Here is a 15,058-nt window from a genome sequence, read left to right as displayed (position 1 = left end):
CGTCGCTCAGCGGAACAGTGTCGAGAAATTGGACACTATATCGTCAGCGGCCGCCGGCTTCCCGCGGGCGAGCGCACCCGCCGCCATCGCCGACCGGGCGTCGGGATCGCCCAATAACCGGTCGACCTGCGCGCCCAGCGTGGCCGGGGTCAGGTCCTTCTGGGACAGTTGCAATGCCGCGCCTGCCGAGGCCAGGACCCGGGCGTTGTAGGTCTGGTGATCGGCCGCCGCGGTCGGGAGCGGCACCAGGATGCTCGGGAGCCCCCAGGCGCAGAGCTCGGCCACGGTGATCATCCCCGCCCGCGACACCACCAGATCCGCCACCGCGTAGCCATCGGCCATCGGATCCAGAAAGTCGATGACCTGCACGGCCGGCGGCTGGTGAAAGCGGGCAAACTCCTCGTGCGTCGCGCGACCGGTCACCCACAGCACCGTGATATCTCGCGCGCCGCCGGCTTCGAGCCAGCCGGCGACGGCACGGTTGATCGGCAACGCGCCCTGGCTGCCACCGGTGATCAACACCACGCGCCGGCCGGAACCGAGTCCGAATCGGCCCAGCGCACCGGCCCGGCGGGCAGGGACGGGCGGCGTGATCGGGTTGCCGGTGTCGAACACGGTCGTGCGGCGGCCGAAGCGGAGCAGCCGGCGCGCCTCGGGCAGGCCCAGGTAGACGTGGCGCACCCGGCGGCTCAGCCAGCGGGTGGCGAGTCCGGGATAGGCGTTCTGTTCCTGGATCGCGGCCGGTGTGTCGTGCCGCGCGGCCCACCAGACCACCGGGCCGGAGGCGTAGCCGCCGGTGCCCAGCACCCCGACCGGCCGCTCCTCCTCGAAGACCCAGGACACCTCCCGCAGCAGACGGCCCGCGATGAGCGGCCAGCGCGCGTTGCGCCACCAGGCGTTCCGGTAGATCGGCTCGGCAGGCAGCAGGTGGTAGCGAAATTCGCGGGTGGGAAGGATCCGGGCTTCGACCCCGCGGACGGCTCCCACCAGCACCGGCTCGATCTGAGGGAGCCGGTCGCGGATGGCGGCCGCGATCGCGAGCGCGGGCATGAGGTGACCGCCGGTGCCACCGCCGGCGATCAGGACCCGCTTGGCGGCAGTCCGCTCGTCATCGAGCCGTTCGATCATCGGTCTGGCTTTCGCCTCGAGTCGGAGCGGGCCCGCTCCTCCCGGCTGTCCCGCGCGTCCCGGCCCTCCCGTGCGTCTCCGGCCTCGCGGGTGTCCCGTTTACCCGGCGCGGGCCGTCCCCTGAGCCGACCGATGTTGATGAGGATGCCGGTGCCGAGCAGCGAGATGACCTGGCTCGACCTGCCGTAGGACATGAACGGCAAGGTCAGGCCCGTCGTCGGCATCAGTCCCAGTGAGACCGCCATGTGCATGAACGCGGTGAGCCCGATCGTGGCGGTGAGTCCGACCGCGAGATACTGCCCGAACGGGTCCGCCGCGGTCTTGGCGATCCGAAATCCCAGCCAGCAGAAGAGGGTGAACAGGAAGACCACCAGGCACACGCCGGCAAAGCCCCATTCCTCGCCGATGGTGCTGAAAAGGAAATCGGAGTACGCATACGGTAGATAGCCCAGTTTCTGCTGTCCCATCCCGAACCCGGTGCCGAACACTCCGCCGGAGCCGATGCCGACCAGCGACTGATGGATCTGGAATCCCGCTTCGGTGGTGGCGTCGCCCGGATTCAGGAAGGTGAGCAGCCGCGCCAATCGGTATTGGGCGTCGCGGATCTGATGGAAGACCAGGATGACGCCGACGCCGCCCAGCAGGATGAAGTGGCCGATCTTGGCGCCAGAAGTGAAGAGCACCAATCCGCCGAGCAGCGCCACCAGCGTGGCCATCGAGAGGTTCGGCTCCAGCAGGATCAGCAGCGACACGATGCCGAGCACCACGATGAACGGCACCACGCCCTTGCGGAACTCGCGGACCTGCACGCCCTTCTTGGATGCCAGCATGGCGCACCAGATCACCACGACCAGCCGGGCCAGCTCGGACGGCTGAAAGTTGACCGGCCCCAGGTCGATCCACCGGCGGGCGCCGTTGATCGAGGGCGCGATGGAGCGGGTGAATGGCAGGAGGGGGATCAGCAGCAAGGCGACCGTCATCAGGAGCAGGGGCCAGGCGAGCTGCCGCCAGCGATAGTAGTCTTGCCGGGAGGCAAGGAGCAGCAGGATCCCGCCGATGGCGGCACCACTGAGCTGCCGGGCGGCGAATCCCACGCCGACGCTCTGCCCTTTCATCGTCACCAGGCTGGCGGCGCCGTAGGTGGCGGCCACACCGAAGGCGAGCAGCACGACGGTGACCACGCCGAGAAGCCTGGTCTCCCACCGAAGCTCACCAGGATGCCGAACCGCACGGTCGATCACATCGCCTCCACCGCCGCGCGGAACCGCGCGCCCCGCTCCTCGTAGTTCCGGAACATGTCGTAGCTGGAGCAGGCGGGAGAGAGCAGCACCGCGTCGCCCGGCCGGGCGAGACGTCGCGCGCTCGCCAGCACGTCATCGAAGTCGCCGGCGGGAACCACCTCGACCAGGCCGGCGAGATCCTGTCGCACGATGGGCCCCGCCTCGCCGTACGCCACCACGGCGCGGCAGCGGGTCCCCATCCGCTCCGCCAGGCGGGTGTAGGGCTCGCCTTTGTGGCGGCCGCCGAGCAGGAGCACGAACGGCCGGTCGATCGCCGCGATGGCCACCTCGGTCGAGGTGACATTGGTGGATTTCGAATCGTTGATCCATAGCACCCCATCCACCTCGCGAACCGGCTCCACCCGGTGCGGTATCGCTCGGAAGCTCCGGAGGCCCACCGCGATTCGCTCACGCGGACAGCCGAGCGTGTCGGCCACCAGCGCCGCCGTGAGGGCGTTCGCCACGTTGTGGTCCCCCAGGAGCGGCAGCTCGGCGCGGCGGAGCAGCGGCTCGTCGCCCAGCATGAGGCGGGCGCCGGTCCGGTCGAACCAGCCCTCGGCCCTTCGCTCGATGGAGAACCGGAGATGCCGCCCGGCCACTCCAGCGGCCATCGTCTCCACGGCGGCATCGTCGGCGTTGGTGATCCAGACCGACTCCGGGCCGGCGTTCCGGAAGAGCAGCGCCTTGTCCCCGTAGTACTCCTCCAGCGAGTGGTAGCGATCGAGGTGGTTGGGCGCGAGGTTGGTCAACACTCCGATGGCCGGCGCGAGGTGCGGGGCGTCGTGCAGTTGAAACGAGCTGAGCTCGAGCGCCAGCCATTCCGGGGGATCGCTCACCAGGGCCACCTCGGAGAGCGGCCGGCCGATGTTCCCGGCCGTCTCCGCCCGGATCCCGCCCGCCACCAGGATGTGGGAGATGAGCGAGGTGGTGGTGGTCTTGCCGTTGGTGCCGGTGATTCCGATGCAGCGCGAGCCTCCCAGGGCGAGGAAGCCGATGTCGACTTCCGCATAGATCTCCCGTCCGTTGCGGCGCGCCGCCTCGAGCGCCGGCACGTCGGGCGGAACCCCGGGCGACACCACCACGGCCGACGCGCGGCCGATCCGGTCGAGATCGTGGCCACCGAGGTCGACAGCGGCGCCAGTCTCGCGCAGCCGGGTGGCCCACTCGTCGAACACCGGGCCGCGCCCGCTGTCGGAAGCGTAGACTGGGATCTCCCGGCGCCGGAGGAGGAGGGTTGCCGCGACGCCGCTCTTGCCCAGCCCGACCACCGCGATCTCGCGGCCGGCGGCTTGCCATTGGGTGAACAGATCGGCCGTCGGCACGGTCAGCGCACCTTGAGTGTCGAGAGCGCCACCAGCGCGCAGAGCAGCCCGAGGATATAGAACCGGGTGACCACCGTCGTCTCGGCCCAGCCGAGCTTCTCGAAGTGGTGGTGAATCGGGGCCATCCGGAAGACCCGGTGGCCGTCCGCGTATTCCCTGCCCCGGGTGCGCTTGTGCCACTTGTAGGTGCCGGTCTGGACAATCACGGAGATCGCCTCCGCGGCGAAGACGCCGCCGATGAGCAGCAGGAGAAACTCCGCCTTCAGCAGGATCGCAACCGTGCCGAGCGCGCCACCGATGGCGAGGCTGCCGGTATCGCCCATAAAGACCTGCGCCGGATGCGCGTTGAACCAGAGGAATCCGATGGTGGCACCCATCAGCGCCGCGCAGAATACGGCGAGCTCTCCCGCGCCCGGCAGGTAGAACAGGTTGAGGTAGCTCGTCACATCCACCCGCCCGAACAAATAGGCGAACGTGGCGAACGCCGCCGCGGCGATGCCGGCCAGGCCGGTCGCGAGACCATCGAGTCCATCGGTCAGGTTGACCGCGTTGCTGCTGCCGGTGATGACCAGGGTGACGAAGACGACATAGAGCCAGGGAGCGAAGTTGACGACCAGGTACTTGAAAAACGGCAACGAGGTGGCGGTCGCCGGGATGGTGTCCCTGGGAACCACGGGGAAGAACACCAGGAACAGTCCGAGCAGGAGGCCGAAGCTCACCTGCCCCGCCAGCTTCCACCGGGCCACCAGGCCGCGCGACTTTCCCTGCACGATCTTGAGGTAGTCGTCCAGGAACCCGATGCATCCCATCCAGAGGATCGACAGCATCGCGACGACGACGAAGCGATTGGTAAGCGGGGCCCAGAGCAAGGTGGGCACCACGGTGGCGAGGATGATGACGAGGCCACCCATGGTGGGGGTCCCGCGCTTGGACTGATGGGTGGCCGGGCCGTCGGCCCGTATCACCTGCCCCACTTTCCGCGCGCGCAGCCGGTTGATGACCGGCGGCCCCACCACGAACGCCAGCAGCAACGCCGTCACCGTCGCGCCCGCCGCTCGAAAACTGATGTAGTTGAAAAGGTTGAAGATGATGTACGTCTTGCCGAGCGGCGCGAGCCAGTGATAGAACATCGGTCCTCAGCGTGGGGGGTTCGCGCGGGCTGCGAGCGGTGGAAGTATACGTTCAACCCGGTATGAAGGTAGAGCCGCTATCTCTTTGCGGCGGAGCGGAGCACGGGGAGCACGCGCTCGAGCGCGACCCCCCGCGACGCCTTGAGCACGACCACCTCATCCCCTCGAAGCCGTGCCGCCAGCAGGGGCGCGAGCTCGACCGGGTCCGCCGCGGTGACCAGGCGCTCACCCAATCGCGCGGCGTGCGGCGCCAGTGCCGCCACGAACTCGCCGACCACCGCGAGCACCTCGGGATCGAGCTTCATCAGCGCCTCCGCCACGTCCCGATGCAGCGCGGCCGAAGACTCCCCCAGCTCCCGCATCGTCCCCGCCACGAACACCAGCCGTCGGCCGCGCCGAAGCGCCGTCGCCGTGGCCACGGCCGCCAGGAACGATTGCGGGTTGGCGTTGTAGCAGTCGTTGAGGATCGTAAGCTTCCCGACCTGCAGCAGCTCGCCCCGACCGCCGGGGATGGTGAACTGCTCGAGCGCGCGCGCCGCCGCCGCTCGATCCAGGCCGAGCTCCTCGACGACGGCCCACACCCGGATCGCATTGTCGGCCTGGTGCAGCCCGCGGGCGGCGAGGGTGAAGACTTCGCCGCCGATCGTGATGACCGGGCGCGCCTCCTGGTCGAGCTCGACTCGCTCCGGCACGAGGGCCGCGCCCTGGAGTCCCGCCGTGAGCACCCGCCGCGCCAGCCGCTCGGCGCCTTCGGCCAACGCGGGCGGGTCGGTGCCCACGATGGCGAGCGGGACACCCTCCGTGAGCGCGAGCTTCTCCTTCACCACGCCGGAGAGACTCCCGAACCCCTCCAGGTGGCCGGACACCGTGTTGGTGACGACCGTGATCGATGGCTCGATGATCTCCCGGTAGCGTGCAATCTCGCCGGGCAGATTCGCTCCGGCTTCCACCACCAGGGCTTCGGTGCCTGCGGGGGCCTCGAGGATGGTGAGCGGCACACCCACCAGATTGTTGTTGTTGGCCCGGGTCGCGTGGACTACGTAGCGGGTGGCGAGGACGGCCGCGAGCATCTCCTTGGTGCTGGTCTTCCCGTTGGTGCCCGTCACGGCGATCACCGGTCCCGAGATCTCGCGGCGCCGCGCGCGCGCCAGCCGGCCATAGGCCACCAGCGTATCGGGCACCTGGTAGAGTATCAGCCCCTCGATGGGCGGCGTCCCCCGGCGCACCACCGCGCCGGTGGCACCGGCCGCCGCGGCGGCCGGCAGGTAGTCGTGCCCGTCGAACCGCTCACCGGCGAGGGCCACGAAGAGGGCGCCGGGTCCGAGCGCGCGCGTGTCGGTGGAAACCAGGCTGAAGCGACGCTGGTCCGCGCCCGGGGGAAGATCCAACGCCTCGCAAACCCGGACCTCGGTCCAGCCGCTCATCGTGCGGCGCCCACGGCGCGCCGCACGATCTCCCTCTCGTCGAACGGGACCTTCTCGGTGCCGAGCACTTGGTAGGTTTCGTGCCCCTTCCCGGCCAGGAGCAGGGTGTCGCCCGGGCGTGCCTCGGTCAGCGCCGCGTGGATCGCCGCGAGCCGATCGGTGATCCGGAGGTGCGGCACGCCGCCCATGCCCTGCTCGATATCGTCGATGATCGCCACGGGGTCCTCGGTCCGGGGATTGTCCGATGTCGCCACCGCCACATCGCTGCCCTCCGCCGCGATCCGCCCCATGAGCGGACGCTTGCCTTTGTCGCGGTCGCCGCCGCAGCCGAAGACTACGATCAACCGCCCGCGGGTGAGTGGCCGCAGCGTCGCGAGGGCGCGCTCCAGCGCGTCCGGAGTGTGGGCGTAGTCCCGCAGGACGACGCACGGCAGGTCGGAGATGCGCTCCATCCGCCCCGGCACCTGGGGAGATGAGGCGAGGCGGCTCACTACCTGGGCCAGCGGTTGGCCGAGGCCGAGCGCGCAGGCGACGGCGGCAAGCGCGTTGGCCACATTGAAGTCGCCCAGCAACGGAAGCGACGCTTCGGCGGAGCCGAACCGGCCGCACAGCGCGAAGCGGCTCCCCATGGCGTCGAGCACCACGCCAGTGGCCCGCACGTCGGCGGCCGGGTGGAGGCCGAACGTCACCCGGGGTGAGCGGACCGGCATCTTCTCCCAGGCCAGGTCGTCCAGATTCACCACTTCTACTCCATGCAGACTCAGCAGCGCGCTCAGCTTGAGCTTCGCGGCGAGGTACGCCTCCATCGTGCCGTGGTAATCGAGATGATCGCGCGTGAGATTGGTGAACACGCCAGCGGCGAAGCTCAGACCATCGAGCCGTCCCTGGTCGAGACTGTGGGACGAGGCCTCCATCGTGACCGAGCTCGTCCCCCGCTCCACCAGCTCAGCCAGGGTGGCCTGCAGGTCGATCGGCCCGGGGGTCGTCAGGGTACCGGCGGTGGAATCGACCGGTGCGCCCGCGCCATCGAACGCGCCCAGCGTGCCGATGCTGCCCGCGGTGCCTTCGGCATTGAAAAGGTGGCGGAGAAGCCCCGTCGTCGTCGTCTTCCCGTTGGTGCCGGTCACCCCGAGCAGAGTGAGCCGGCGGCCGGGATGCCCGTACCACGCGGCACCGAGCACGAGTGCCGCCCGCCGGCCGTCGCGGACGATCACCTCTGGCACCGTGGAACCCTGCGCGGTCTCGACCACGGCCGCCGCGGCTCCCCGCCGCACCGCGTCGGGCACGAACCGATGACCGTCGGCCTGAGAGCCCCTCACCGCGACATACACCGTGCCCGGTTCCACGGTCCGGCTATCCATGCTCACGCCGGTCGGTGCCGGCCCGACAGCGGGCGCGCTCACCAGCAGGTCGGCGCGCCGCAGCTCGTCGAGCAAGGCCTGCCAGCTCAGCGTCATTCTGCCTCCTGGGCCCACACGGTGACGGTACCACCGGGTCGTGCGTTCTCGCCCGCTGCCGGGAGGGTGCGACTCACCCGGCCGAACCCCCGCAGGCTCACCCGGAACCCCCGCCGATGGAGCGCAAGCGCGGCTTCTCGGGCCGAACGCCCTACCACGTCCGGCACCGGCCGGGCCGTCGCGTCCGGCGGATCGGGCCGGTAGGGCCATGGGAGAATCACCGTGCGCAGCCCCATCGGTGTCGCCGACGGCTTTGGCGAGTCCGGCGGCGCGGTGTCACGAGCGGCGAGCCGCCCGCGATCGATCGCCACCCGGCGGGAGGCGAGCGCCTGCTCCAGCATGGTGCGGGTCACCGGCGCCGCCGTGAGTCCGCCGTAATAGCTCCCCTTCGGGTTGTCGATCTTGACGATCACCACCAGTTGCGGATGCTCGGCCGGAAACAGCGCCGCGAACGATGCGGTATAGGTGCCCTGCACATAGCGGCCGTTCTCGAATCGCACGGCCGTCCCGGTCTTCCCGACCAGGGAGTAGTTGACCAGCTGGGCCTCCTTGCCGGTGCCCCCTTCCCCGACCGCGCCCCGGAGAAATTCCCGGAGACGCGCCGCGACCGCGGAGCTGATCACCCGGCGCACCGGTTCGGGACGATGACGATAGAGGACCGCTCCGCTGGGATCACGAATCTCCCGCACCAGCGTCGGTTCGAGCAGCACCCCGTTGTTGGCGATCGCCCCGTACGCGGCCGCGAGCTGCACCGGGGTGACGTTGAATTCGTAGCCCATGGCCATGCTGGCGCGGGTATACATCGGCTGCCACCGGTCCGGCCGGGCCAGCGTGCCTCGCGACTCGGTGGGGAACTCTCCGCCGGTCGGGGTCCCGAAGCCGAAGTCGCGCAGCATCTCGAACTGCTCTTCGGGCCGAAGCCGGGAGGAGAACTTGGCCATCGCGATGTTGCTGGACACCTGGATCGCCTGCGCCAGGGTGAGTGTCCCGCGAGTCGCGTGGGCGTCGGTGATCCGGCGGGTCCGGCCGGACGAGGTCACCGGCATCTCCCACGCGCCGTTCTCGCCGGCGACCACGTCGCTGCTGCCGACCCGGCCGAGGGTCAACAGCGCCGCCGCGGTAAAGAGCTTGGCCGTCGAGCCGGGCTCGAACGGGCTGGTGAACGTGGAGGCGGTCGGCGTTCCGCCGCCGCCACCTTCCCGGGAGGCGAGCGCCAGCAGCTCGCCGCTGGTGGGGTCCAGGAAGACCACATCACCACCCTGGGCGCGCATCGCGTCGAGCGCGTCGTCCAGCCCCCGCTCGGCGATCTCCTGCAGCTCGGCGTCCAGGCTGAGGATCACGTCGTTGCCGGCCACCGGATCACGCACCAGCCGGCCGGGCGAGTCGTAGCGCCTGCCCGCCCGGTCCTTGAGCAGGACCGCGGCCCCGGGCCGTCCGGTCAGGATGGAGTCGAGCGACAACTCCAGGCCGTCGCCACCGAAGGTGCGGTCGGGCGCCAGGCTACCGATGATCGGACGGGCCAGGTCGCGCGAAGGATAGAACCGCTGGTACTCACCCGTGAGGTGAACGCCCTTGACCCCACGCAGCGCCTGCACCTGCGTCGCGTTGAACGGCCCGTGGAGATAGATCCACCGCTTCCGCGCCTGGAACTCCCGATTGAGTGCCGCCGCCGATACCCCAAGACCCCGCACCAGCAGCACGAACACAGTGCGCACGTCGGTGAGCTCGTTGGGCGCGACGCCGATGTGATAGAACTCCTGGGTGATCGCCAGCGGCACCCCATTCCGGTCATAGAGTGCCCCCCGCCTCGCGGGGAGCACCGCCCGCTCGGTGCGCTGACTGCTGGCTTCCAGGCTCCAGTACTCCCGCTCGACGATCTGCAGCTGCGCCGCACGGCCCAGCACGGCCGCGATGCCGAGCGCGAACCCGAACTGGATGGCGGCGATCCGTGCCGTCGGCTTGGCCATCAGCGCTTGTCCGACGCGGGCACGGCGAAGAGGACGAACTCCGAGTCCGCCGGCTCGTGCAGCCCGAGCCCGCGGGCGGTGGGGATCAGCACCTGCCGGCTGGCGCCCAGGCGAATGCGCCGCTCCAGCTCGCCCCGCTGAGCCTCGAGCGCCAGCCGCTGGTCGCGCAGCTCCCTCAGTTGCCGCGCGGTGCGGAAGCCGGCCGTCTGCCGGGTGGTGATGGCCAGCAGCGCGCAGAGGAAGATCAGCAGCCAGAGCATCAGCCAGTGCCGTCCCTTAAGCCGCATCAGCCACCTGGAAGATCCGGAGCTTCGCGCTCCGGGCACGGGGGTTGGCCGCCAGCTCCGCCGGATCGGGGAGAATCGGCTTCCGTGGGTCGACCCGCCCCAGCGGGTGCCCTCGGCAGGTACAGACGGGTTGCCGGGGCGGGCAGATACAGGCGCTGGCCCACTCCCGGAACGCCAGCTTCACCAGCCGGTCCTCGCCCGAGTGATAGGTGATCACCGCCAGCCGTCCCCCGGACACCAGCGCGTCCCGCATCGCCGGGAGGGCCCGCTCCAATCCGGTCAGTTCGTCGTTGACGGCGATCCGGACGGCCTGGAACAGCCGGGCGAACTCACCCGGTCCGGACCGAGCACCGAGCGCCGCGCGAATCGCGTTGACCAGATCGTCACTGATGGTAAACGGACGGTGGGCCCGGCGCCGGACGATCTCCCGGGCCAGCCGGCGGCTCTGACGCTCATCGCCGTACTCCGCGAAGACCCGCTCCAGCTCCGATTCGGGGGAGCGGGTGAGGAAGTCCGCGGCCGTCAGGCCGGCCGAGCCCATCCGCATGTCCAGCGGCGCGCCCGGACGGAAGGTAAAGCCGCGCTCCGCCTCGTCCAGTTGCCTGGAGGACACCCCCAGGTCGAGCAACACGAAGTCGGGACGGAAGGCCGCCACCGCCGCGAGAGCGGCGGGGTCACTGTAGGTCGCCTCAAGGTACCGGATTCCCTGCTCGCCGAGGCGGCGCCGACTCACCGCGAGAGCGGCGGGGTCACGGTCGATCCCCAGGAGCTCCACGCCATCCCGGCGCAGCGCCTCGGCGTGGCCGCCGTCGCCCAGGGTGGCGTCCACCACGCGGCGCGCGCCCGCGGCCGCCGCGAGCACCGGCGCGAGCAGCACCGGCTGGTGTACCGGAGTGATCAGATCGGCCATGTCGGTGTCGAGGGGAGGAAACGCAACACCCCGTCCGCTGGACGGGGTGGCGTGTCTGACAGGGAAACCAGCGGGGCTGACGGGGCTCGAACCCGCGACCTCCGCAGTGACAGTGCGGCACTCTAACCAAGCTGAGCTACAGCCCCCTCAGACAGCCGGGTGAATATAGACGGACTGCGAGGGCGGAGGAAGTGCCGAATCACCCGCGTCCGCTAGCCACACTTGTACGCTTTGCGCATCGACGCGATCCGCGGCTTGTACTGCTTGATGATGCCGAGATTCTTGTCGACCGCTTCGGGGTTGACCGCGCGCCCGAGGGTCAGGGCCGAGTCCGAAATGGTGAGCAGCGAGTCCTCCTGGTGCACCAGGTCGCACGACTTCTGCTTCTCCGCCTGGGGGTCGATCTGAGGAACCTGGAACAGGGTCGCCAGGCCGAGCAGATAGTTGGCTGCCGGAAACACCTTGCCGCTTGGATTGGCGGACGAGACAGCCATCTGCAGCAACTGGGACGCGCCCTGCAGGTCCTGCGGCTGCTGCAACAGCGGCGCGGCGCCGGTGTACAGCAGGGCGGCCGCGTTTTCCTTGGCCTGTGGATCACCGTGCTTGATGGCGTAATCGAGGAACGGCACCGCATCCTTCGGCCGCTTCGCGTCGATCAGCGACTTGGCGGCGGAAAGCGCCGGCACGATGGCCGTGGTGTCCTTGGCCATGATCCGGTTGGTGACGGAGATAACGCTGTCCGTCTGCCCGGTCAGGGAATACGCTTTGTTGAGATAGCCCAGCAGGGTCGGATTGTCGGGATACTTCCGGACCCCGAGCTGGGCCCACTTGACCAGGCGCGCCGTGTCCGGCTTCTCGCCCTCCGCGGCCGCGGCGGAAATCTTGGTGAAGAATAGAGTGTCCGCCTTGGTCGAATCGGTGGCGTACATCGTTTCCAGGGCGTCCACCGCGCACTTGAAGTTGCTCAGGAAGAGGCAGGCGTTGCTCTTGAGGTCGTAGAGATCGGCGTTGTAGGGGTCGATCTTGAGGCCCTGGTCCGCGACCTCGAGCGCCGTCTCCGGATGGCCGGACTGGAGGAAGTACTTGAACAGCTCCTGCCGCAGCTTCTGGTTGGTCGGCGCCACCCGAAGCATCTCCTTGAAGGCCACCAGCGTGTTGGCCGTATCGTTCGCCGCCTGAAACTGAGAGGCGAGCGCCGTCCAGACCGGGAGGCTCAACGGATCGCCCTTGGTGGAGGCCTGGAGGTGCTTCACCACCTCTGCCCTCGGCGCCTTCTTGTCCATGGCCAGGAGCGCCAGGCAGTATTCGGCGAGGCCATGGTTGGGGAGCGCCTTGATCGCCTTGGCTGCCGCGTCGGCCGCCTTGTCGGGCTTGGTGGTGCGCTGATCGATGCACGCCTTGGCGTCGGGCAGCGACTTGACGGCAGGCTGAAGCGCCGCGGCCAGCCGCTTGCCGAACGCCTGGGCCGACTCCCCGGCGTTTTGGGTCACGGTCACCACATTGCCGGCATCGTCGCTCACGCCGACCAGCCGGGCGGTGACCGCGTAGCGGCCCCCGTCGCCCTTGGCCATCGTGGAGTTCACGACGAAGCGCGCCTGGATGTTCTTGGCCAGCGTGGTGGCGAGCGCCGGAGTCAGAATGGCATCCACCGGATAGCCATACTGCTTGAGCGCGTCGTTCATCTGGGTCTGCTCGATGACCTGGAAGTCCCTGCCCACCACATCCTTCATTTCCTCCCGCATGCCCGAGCCGATCTGGACCGCGGGCCCCGAATCCGCCGGGGCGAAGGCGAACGGATTGGCCACCATGAAGCGCGGTGCCGCGCTGGCGATGGTGGAGGTGCGAGCGTTGCGCGGAATTCCCTGGGCGGCGAGTGGCGATGCGATCGCCCCACCCAGAAGGGCCAGACCGACGAGACGGAACAGGTACATTCCAAGTCCTCCGCGAAGGATCAGCCCACAGAGCCAGCATTGGCCGCGCTGGACGAGAAAACGAATGGGCGAAGAGGGATTCGAACCCCCGACATCCTGCGTGTAAGGCAGGCGCTCTGAACCAGCTGAGCTATTCGCCCGTTGCCTCACACGGACCTGACCAGAGGAGTTACCTCCCTTTGCAGGCTCCGTGCCGTGACGAGCAGCACTTTCCTATAACGCGATACCCAGCGGAAAGAGGACGCAGTACCCGACCACCAAGATTGCCGCCGCCACGCTGGCGTGCCCGGCGGAGAGGGTGACGTACCCCAGCACCAGGACCGCGAGCGCGGCGGCCAGGATCAGCAGGTTCCGTCGAGCCAGAAAGTGCCGTCGCACGGGCGCGGATGCGGCGGCAGCACCCCGGGGAGTGCGTGGTGGCGAGACACCCGGTGGGCGAGAAGTGGACATAGGGGATGAGGCTACCACCGTTCTTGGGTCGGGTCAAGTTCAGGCCCTGGCGCATCTTCCGGCCCCACATCCCAGCCGACGTCGAGGGCCGCCCGGCGGACCCGGTCGGCCCGTCGCCGCACCTGGCGGAGTCCCAGGATGACCAGCGCCAATACCAGCCACCCGCCGCCCGCGATGAGCCAGGTGCCGACGCTGTAGCGCTGGCGGGTCGTCCGCTGCCACTGCTCCTCGAACCGACCCAGGGAAAGTCCGGTCGTGGCGCGGACCGCGGCCTCGAAATCGGTTCCCGCTTCCAGCCGGGACAATAAGGGTTGAAGCGTGCCGCTCGGGTTCCGCCGGGCGAGCTCGGCCACGGCGGAGACCGCCAGCGCGTAGGCGGCATCGGCGGTCGAGGCCGAGCCGCGGAGTGCGCCATCGAGCGAGCCGAGGTCGGGAATGGCGCCCCGCACAACGGCGAGGTTGAGCTCCAGCGAGCCGAAGCGGTCCCACTCGCCGGCCGCCCACCCGGCGTATCCCTCGTCGAACCAGAGTGGCACACGGACGGCAACAGCCTCGTGGAGGGCGAGGTGGGCCAGCTCGTGGCGCAGGGTGCGGGAGAGGTCTTCCCCATCGGCGCGGAGGAGAATGGTGCGGGTGTCCGGCAGGGCGATGGCGGCGCCCCAATGCGGGGCGCGACCGGAAGTGAGGGAGTCGAGACGACGTGCATCCGGCACCACGATCAGCCGAAGCGGCCCGGGAATCCGCCGGCCGAGCCCCGGCCAGTCGGCGGGACGTCCCGCCTCTCTGGCGAGGTCGGCCGCGAGGCGCGACTGGGCCGGCCATGCGACGGCGGTCACCTGCCCCACCTGAATGGCCGACGGCTCCGTCTGGAGCGCGGCCGCCCCGAGCAGCGCGAGAACTACGAGAGCAGGTGGCGCGGGACTTCACCTCCAGCGGCGGCCAGGTCGAGCATCTCCTTACAGCGCTTGGCCCACGGATTGAACCTGTTGGCCTTGTGGCCATCGGTCCAGCTCTGCAGCGCCTCGTCCTTCTGTCCGGCAAACCAGAGCGCGCGGCCCAGCTCGAAATAGGCCTCGATCAGGTTGGGCCCCAGCGTGAGGGTCTTCCGGAAGAACGTCTGGGCATCCTCGAACATCTCCCGTTCAAGGTACACCAGTCCCAGGTAATAATGGGCGTAGAGCGTCGCCTTGCGGTCGTTGTCCAGCCGGATGGCCTTGGAGAGATGCTCGATCGCCTCGCCGAAGATCCGCTTCTTCAGGCAGATGTACCCGACGTTGATCCGGGCCAGAGCGTTGGCGGGCTCCTTCATGAGCACCTTGGAAAACGTCCCCAGCGCATCGTCGTAGTCCTCGTGCAGCATCTGGGCCCAGCCCAGCAGGGATTGCGCCTGCACTGCCCCGGGAGAGAGCGCAAGCGCCTTCTCCAGCGCCTGAATCGCGCCGACGTAATCACCCAGGGAGATGAGGCTCCAGCCCTTCTCGATGAAGGTCGAAGCGCCCAGATGGTCCGCATGCACCGCCGGCCTGGCACCGGTGAACTGGGGGGCGGCCGCCGCGCTGGCCGCGCCGCTCGCCTGCTTGTAGCGGTCGACCAGGCCGCGGATGTCCTCCTTCATCTGGCCGAGATCGGTGAGGGTCGCATCGACCCGCTTGAACAGGGCGATGATGTCGCGCTTCACCGCGTCCCGCTCGGCGGGTTGCCCCACCGCGCCCAGCCGGCCCTCGATCTCCTGAAACTGTGCCCGCAGTGTCGCGAGCCACGGCTCACTCATC

General features: G+C 69.3%; 13 protein-coding genes and 2 tRNA genes. All 15 read right to left on the bottom strand.

Going from position 1 to position 15,058, the window contains the following annotated elements:
• Positions 1–6: 6 nt before the first annotated feature.
• Positions 7–1,128, bottom strand: coding sequence for a UDP-N-acetylglucosamine--N-acetylmuramyl-(pentapeptide) pyrophosphoryl-undecaprenol N-acetylglucosamine transferase (locus VHR41_18125; GenBank protein ID HEX3236117.1), 1,122 nt, complete (start codon positions 1,126–1,128; stop codon positions 7–9).
• On the bottom strand, positions 1,125–2,369 hold the full coding sequence (locus tag VHR41_18120) for a putative peptidoglycan glycosyltransferase FtsW (protein ID HEX3236116.1): 1,245 nt from the start codon (positions 2,367–2,369) through the stop codon (positions 1,125–1,127). The genes VHR41_18125 and VHR41_18120 overlap by 4 nt, the downstream gene beginning before the upstream one ends.
• Positions 2,366–3,730 (bottom strand): UDP-N-acetylmuramoyl-L-alanine--D-glutamate ligase, encoded by a 1,365-nt coding sequence (murD, locus tag VHR41_18115; GenBank protein ID HEX3236115.1) that lies wholly within the window; start codon positions 3,728–3,730, stop codon positions 2,366–2,368. The genes VHR41_18120 and murD overlap by 4 nt, the downstream gene beginning before the upstream one ends.
• Before the next feature lie 2 nt (positions 3,731–3,732).
• Positions 3,733–4,860 (bottom strand): phospho-N-acetylmuramoyl-pentapeptide-transferase, encoded by a 1,128-nt coding sequence (gene mraY / locus VHR41_18110; protein ID HEX3236114.1) that lies wholly within the window; start codon positions 4,858–4,860, stop codon positions 3,733–3,735.
• Between the two features lie 77 nt (positions 4,861–4,937).
• A complete protein-coding gene (gene murF, locus VHR41_18105) occupies positions 4,938–6,284 on the bottom strand; it encodes a UDP-N-acetylmuramoyl-tripeptide--D-alanyl-D-alanine ligase (GenBank protein HEX3236113.1) in 1,347 nt (448 codons plus the stop codon).
• Entirely contained in the window at positions 6,281–7,741 is a 1,461-nt protein-coding gene (locus VHR41_18100) for a UDP-N-acetylmuramoyl-L-alanyl-D-glutamate--2,6-diaminopimelate ligase (GenBank protein ID HEX3236112.1), read from the bottom strand. Before VHR41_18100 ends, murF begins: the two co-directional genes overlap by 4 nt.
• Positions 7,738–9,708 (bottom strand): penicillin-binding transpeptidase domain-containing protein, encoded by a 1,971-nt coding sequence (locus VHR41_18095; GenBank protein HEX3236111.1) that lies wholly within the window; start codon positions 9,706–9,708, stop codon positions 7,738–7,740. The genes VHR41_18100 and VHR41_18095 overlap by 4 nt, the downstream gene beginning before the upstream one ends.
• Positions 9,708–9,995, bottom strand: a complete 288-nt coding sequence (locus VHR41_18090) for a hypothetical protein (protein HEX3236110.1) — start codon at positions 9,993–9,995, stop codon at positions 9,708–9,710. Before VHR41_18090 ends, VHR41_18095 begins: the two co-directional genes overlap by 1 nt.
• Positions 9,985–10,905 carry a 16S rRNA (cytosine(1402)-N(4))-methyltransferase RsmH gene (gene rsmH / locus VHR41_18085; GenBank protein HEX3236109.1) on the bottom strand — a complete coding sequence of 307 codons (921 nt, stop codon included), beginning with the start codon at positions 10,903–10,905 and terminating at the stop codon, positions 9,985–9,987. The genes VHR41_18090 and rsmH overlap by 11 nt, the downstream gene beginning before the upstream one ends.
• A 71-nt stretch (positions 10,906–10,976) precedes the next feature.
• Positions 10,977–11,051, bottom strand: a tRNA-Asp gene (locus VHR41_18080).
• A gap of 66 nt (positions 11,052–11,117) precedes the next feature.
• Positions 11,118–12,836: a hypothetical protein gene (locus VHR41_18075; GenBank protein ID HEX3236108.1), complete on the bottom strand. Its 1,719-nt coding sequence runs from the start codon at positions 12,834–12,836 to the stop codon at positions 11,118–11,120.
• A 65-nt stretch (positions 12,837–12,901) separates the two neighbouring features.
• Positions 12,902–12,976 (bottom strand) — tRNA-Val (locus tag VHR41_18070).
• A gap of 73 nt (positions 12,977–13,049) precedes the next feature.
• Positions 13,050–13,214 (bottom strand): hypothetical protein, encoded by a 165-nt coding sequence (locus VHR41_18065; protein HEX3236107.1) that lies wholly within the window; start codon positions 13,212–13,214, stop codon positions 13,050–13,052.
• A gap of 83 nt (positions 13,215–13,297) precedes the next feature.
• The gene (locus VHR41_18060) at positions 13,298–14,122 is read right to left on the bottom strand and encodes a hypothetical protein (GenBank protein ID HEX3236106.1); all 825 of its coding nucleotides are present in this window, start codon (positions 14,120–14,122) and stop codon (positions 13,298–13,300) included.
• A 62-nt stretch (positions 14,123–14,184) separates the two neighbouring features.
• Complete coding sequence (locus tag VHR41_18055; GenBank protein ID HEX3236105.1) at positions 14,185–15,057, bottom strand: tetratricopeptide repeat protein; 873 nt, start codon at positions 15,055–15,057, stop codon at positions 14,185–14,187.
• Position 15,058: the final 1 nt, after the last annotated feature.

The sequence above is a fragment of the Gemmatimonadales bacterium genome, from assembly GCA_036265815.1.
GTDB lineage: Bacteria > Gemmatimonadota > Gemmatimonadetes > Gemmatimonadales > GWC2-71-9 > CAVVWJ01.
This window is presented reverse-complemented; position numbering and strand designations above follow the sequence as displayed.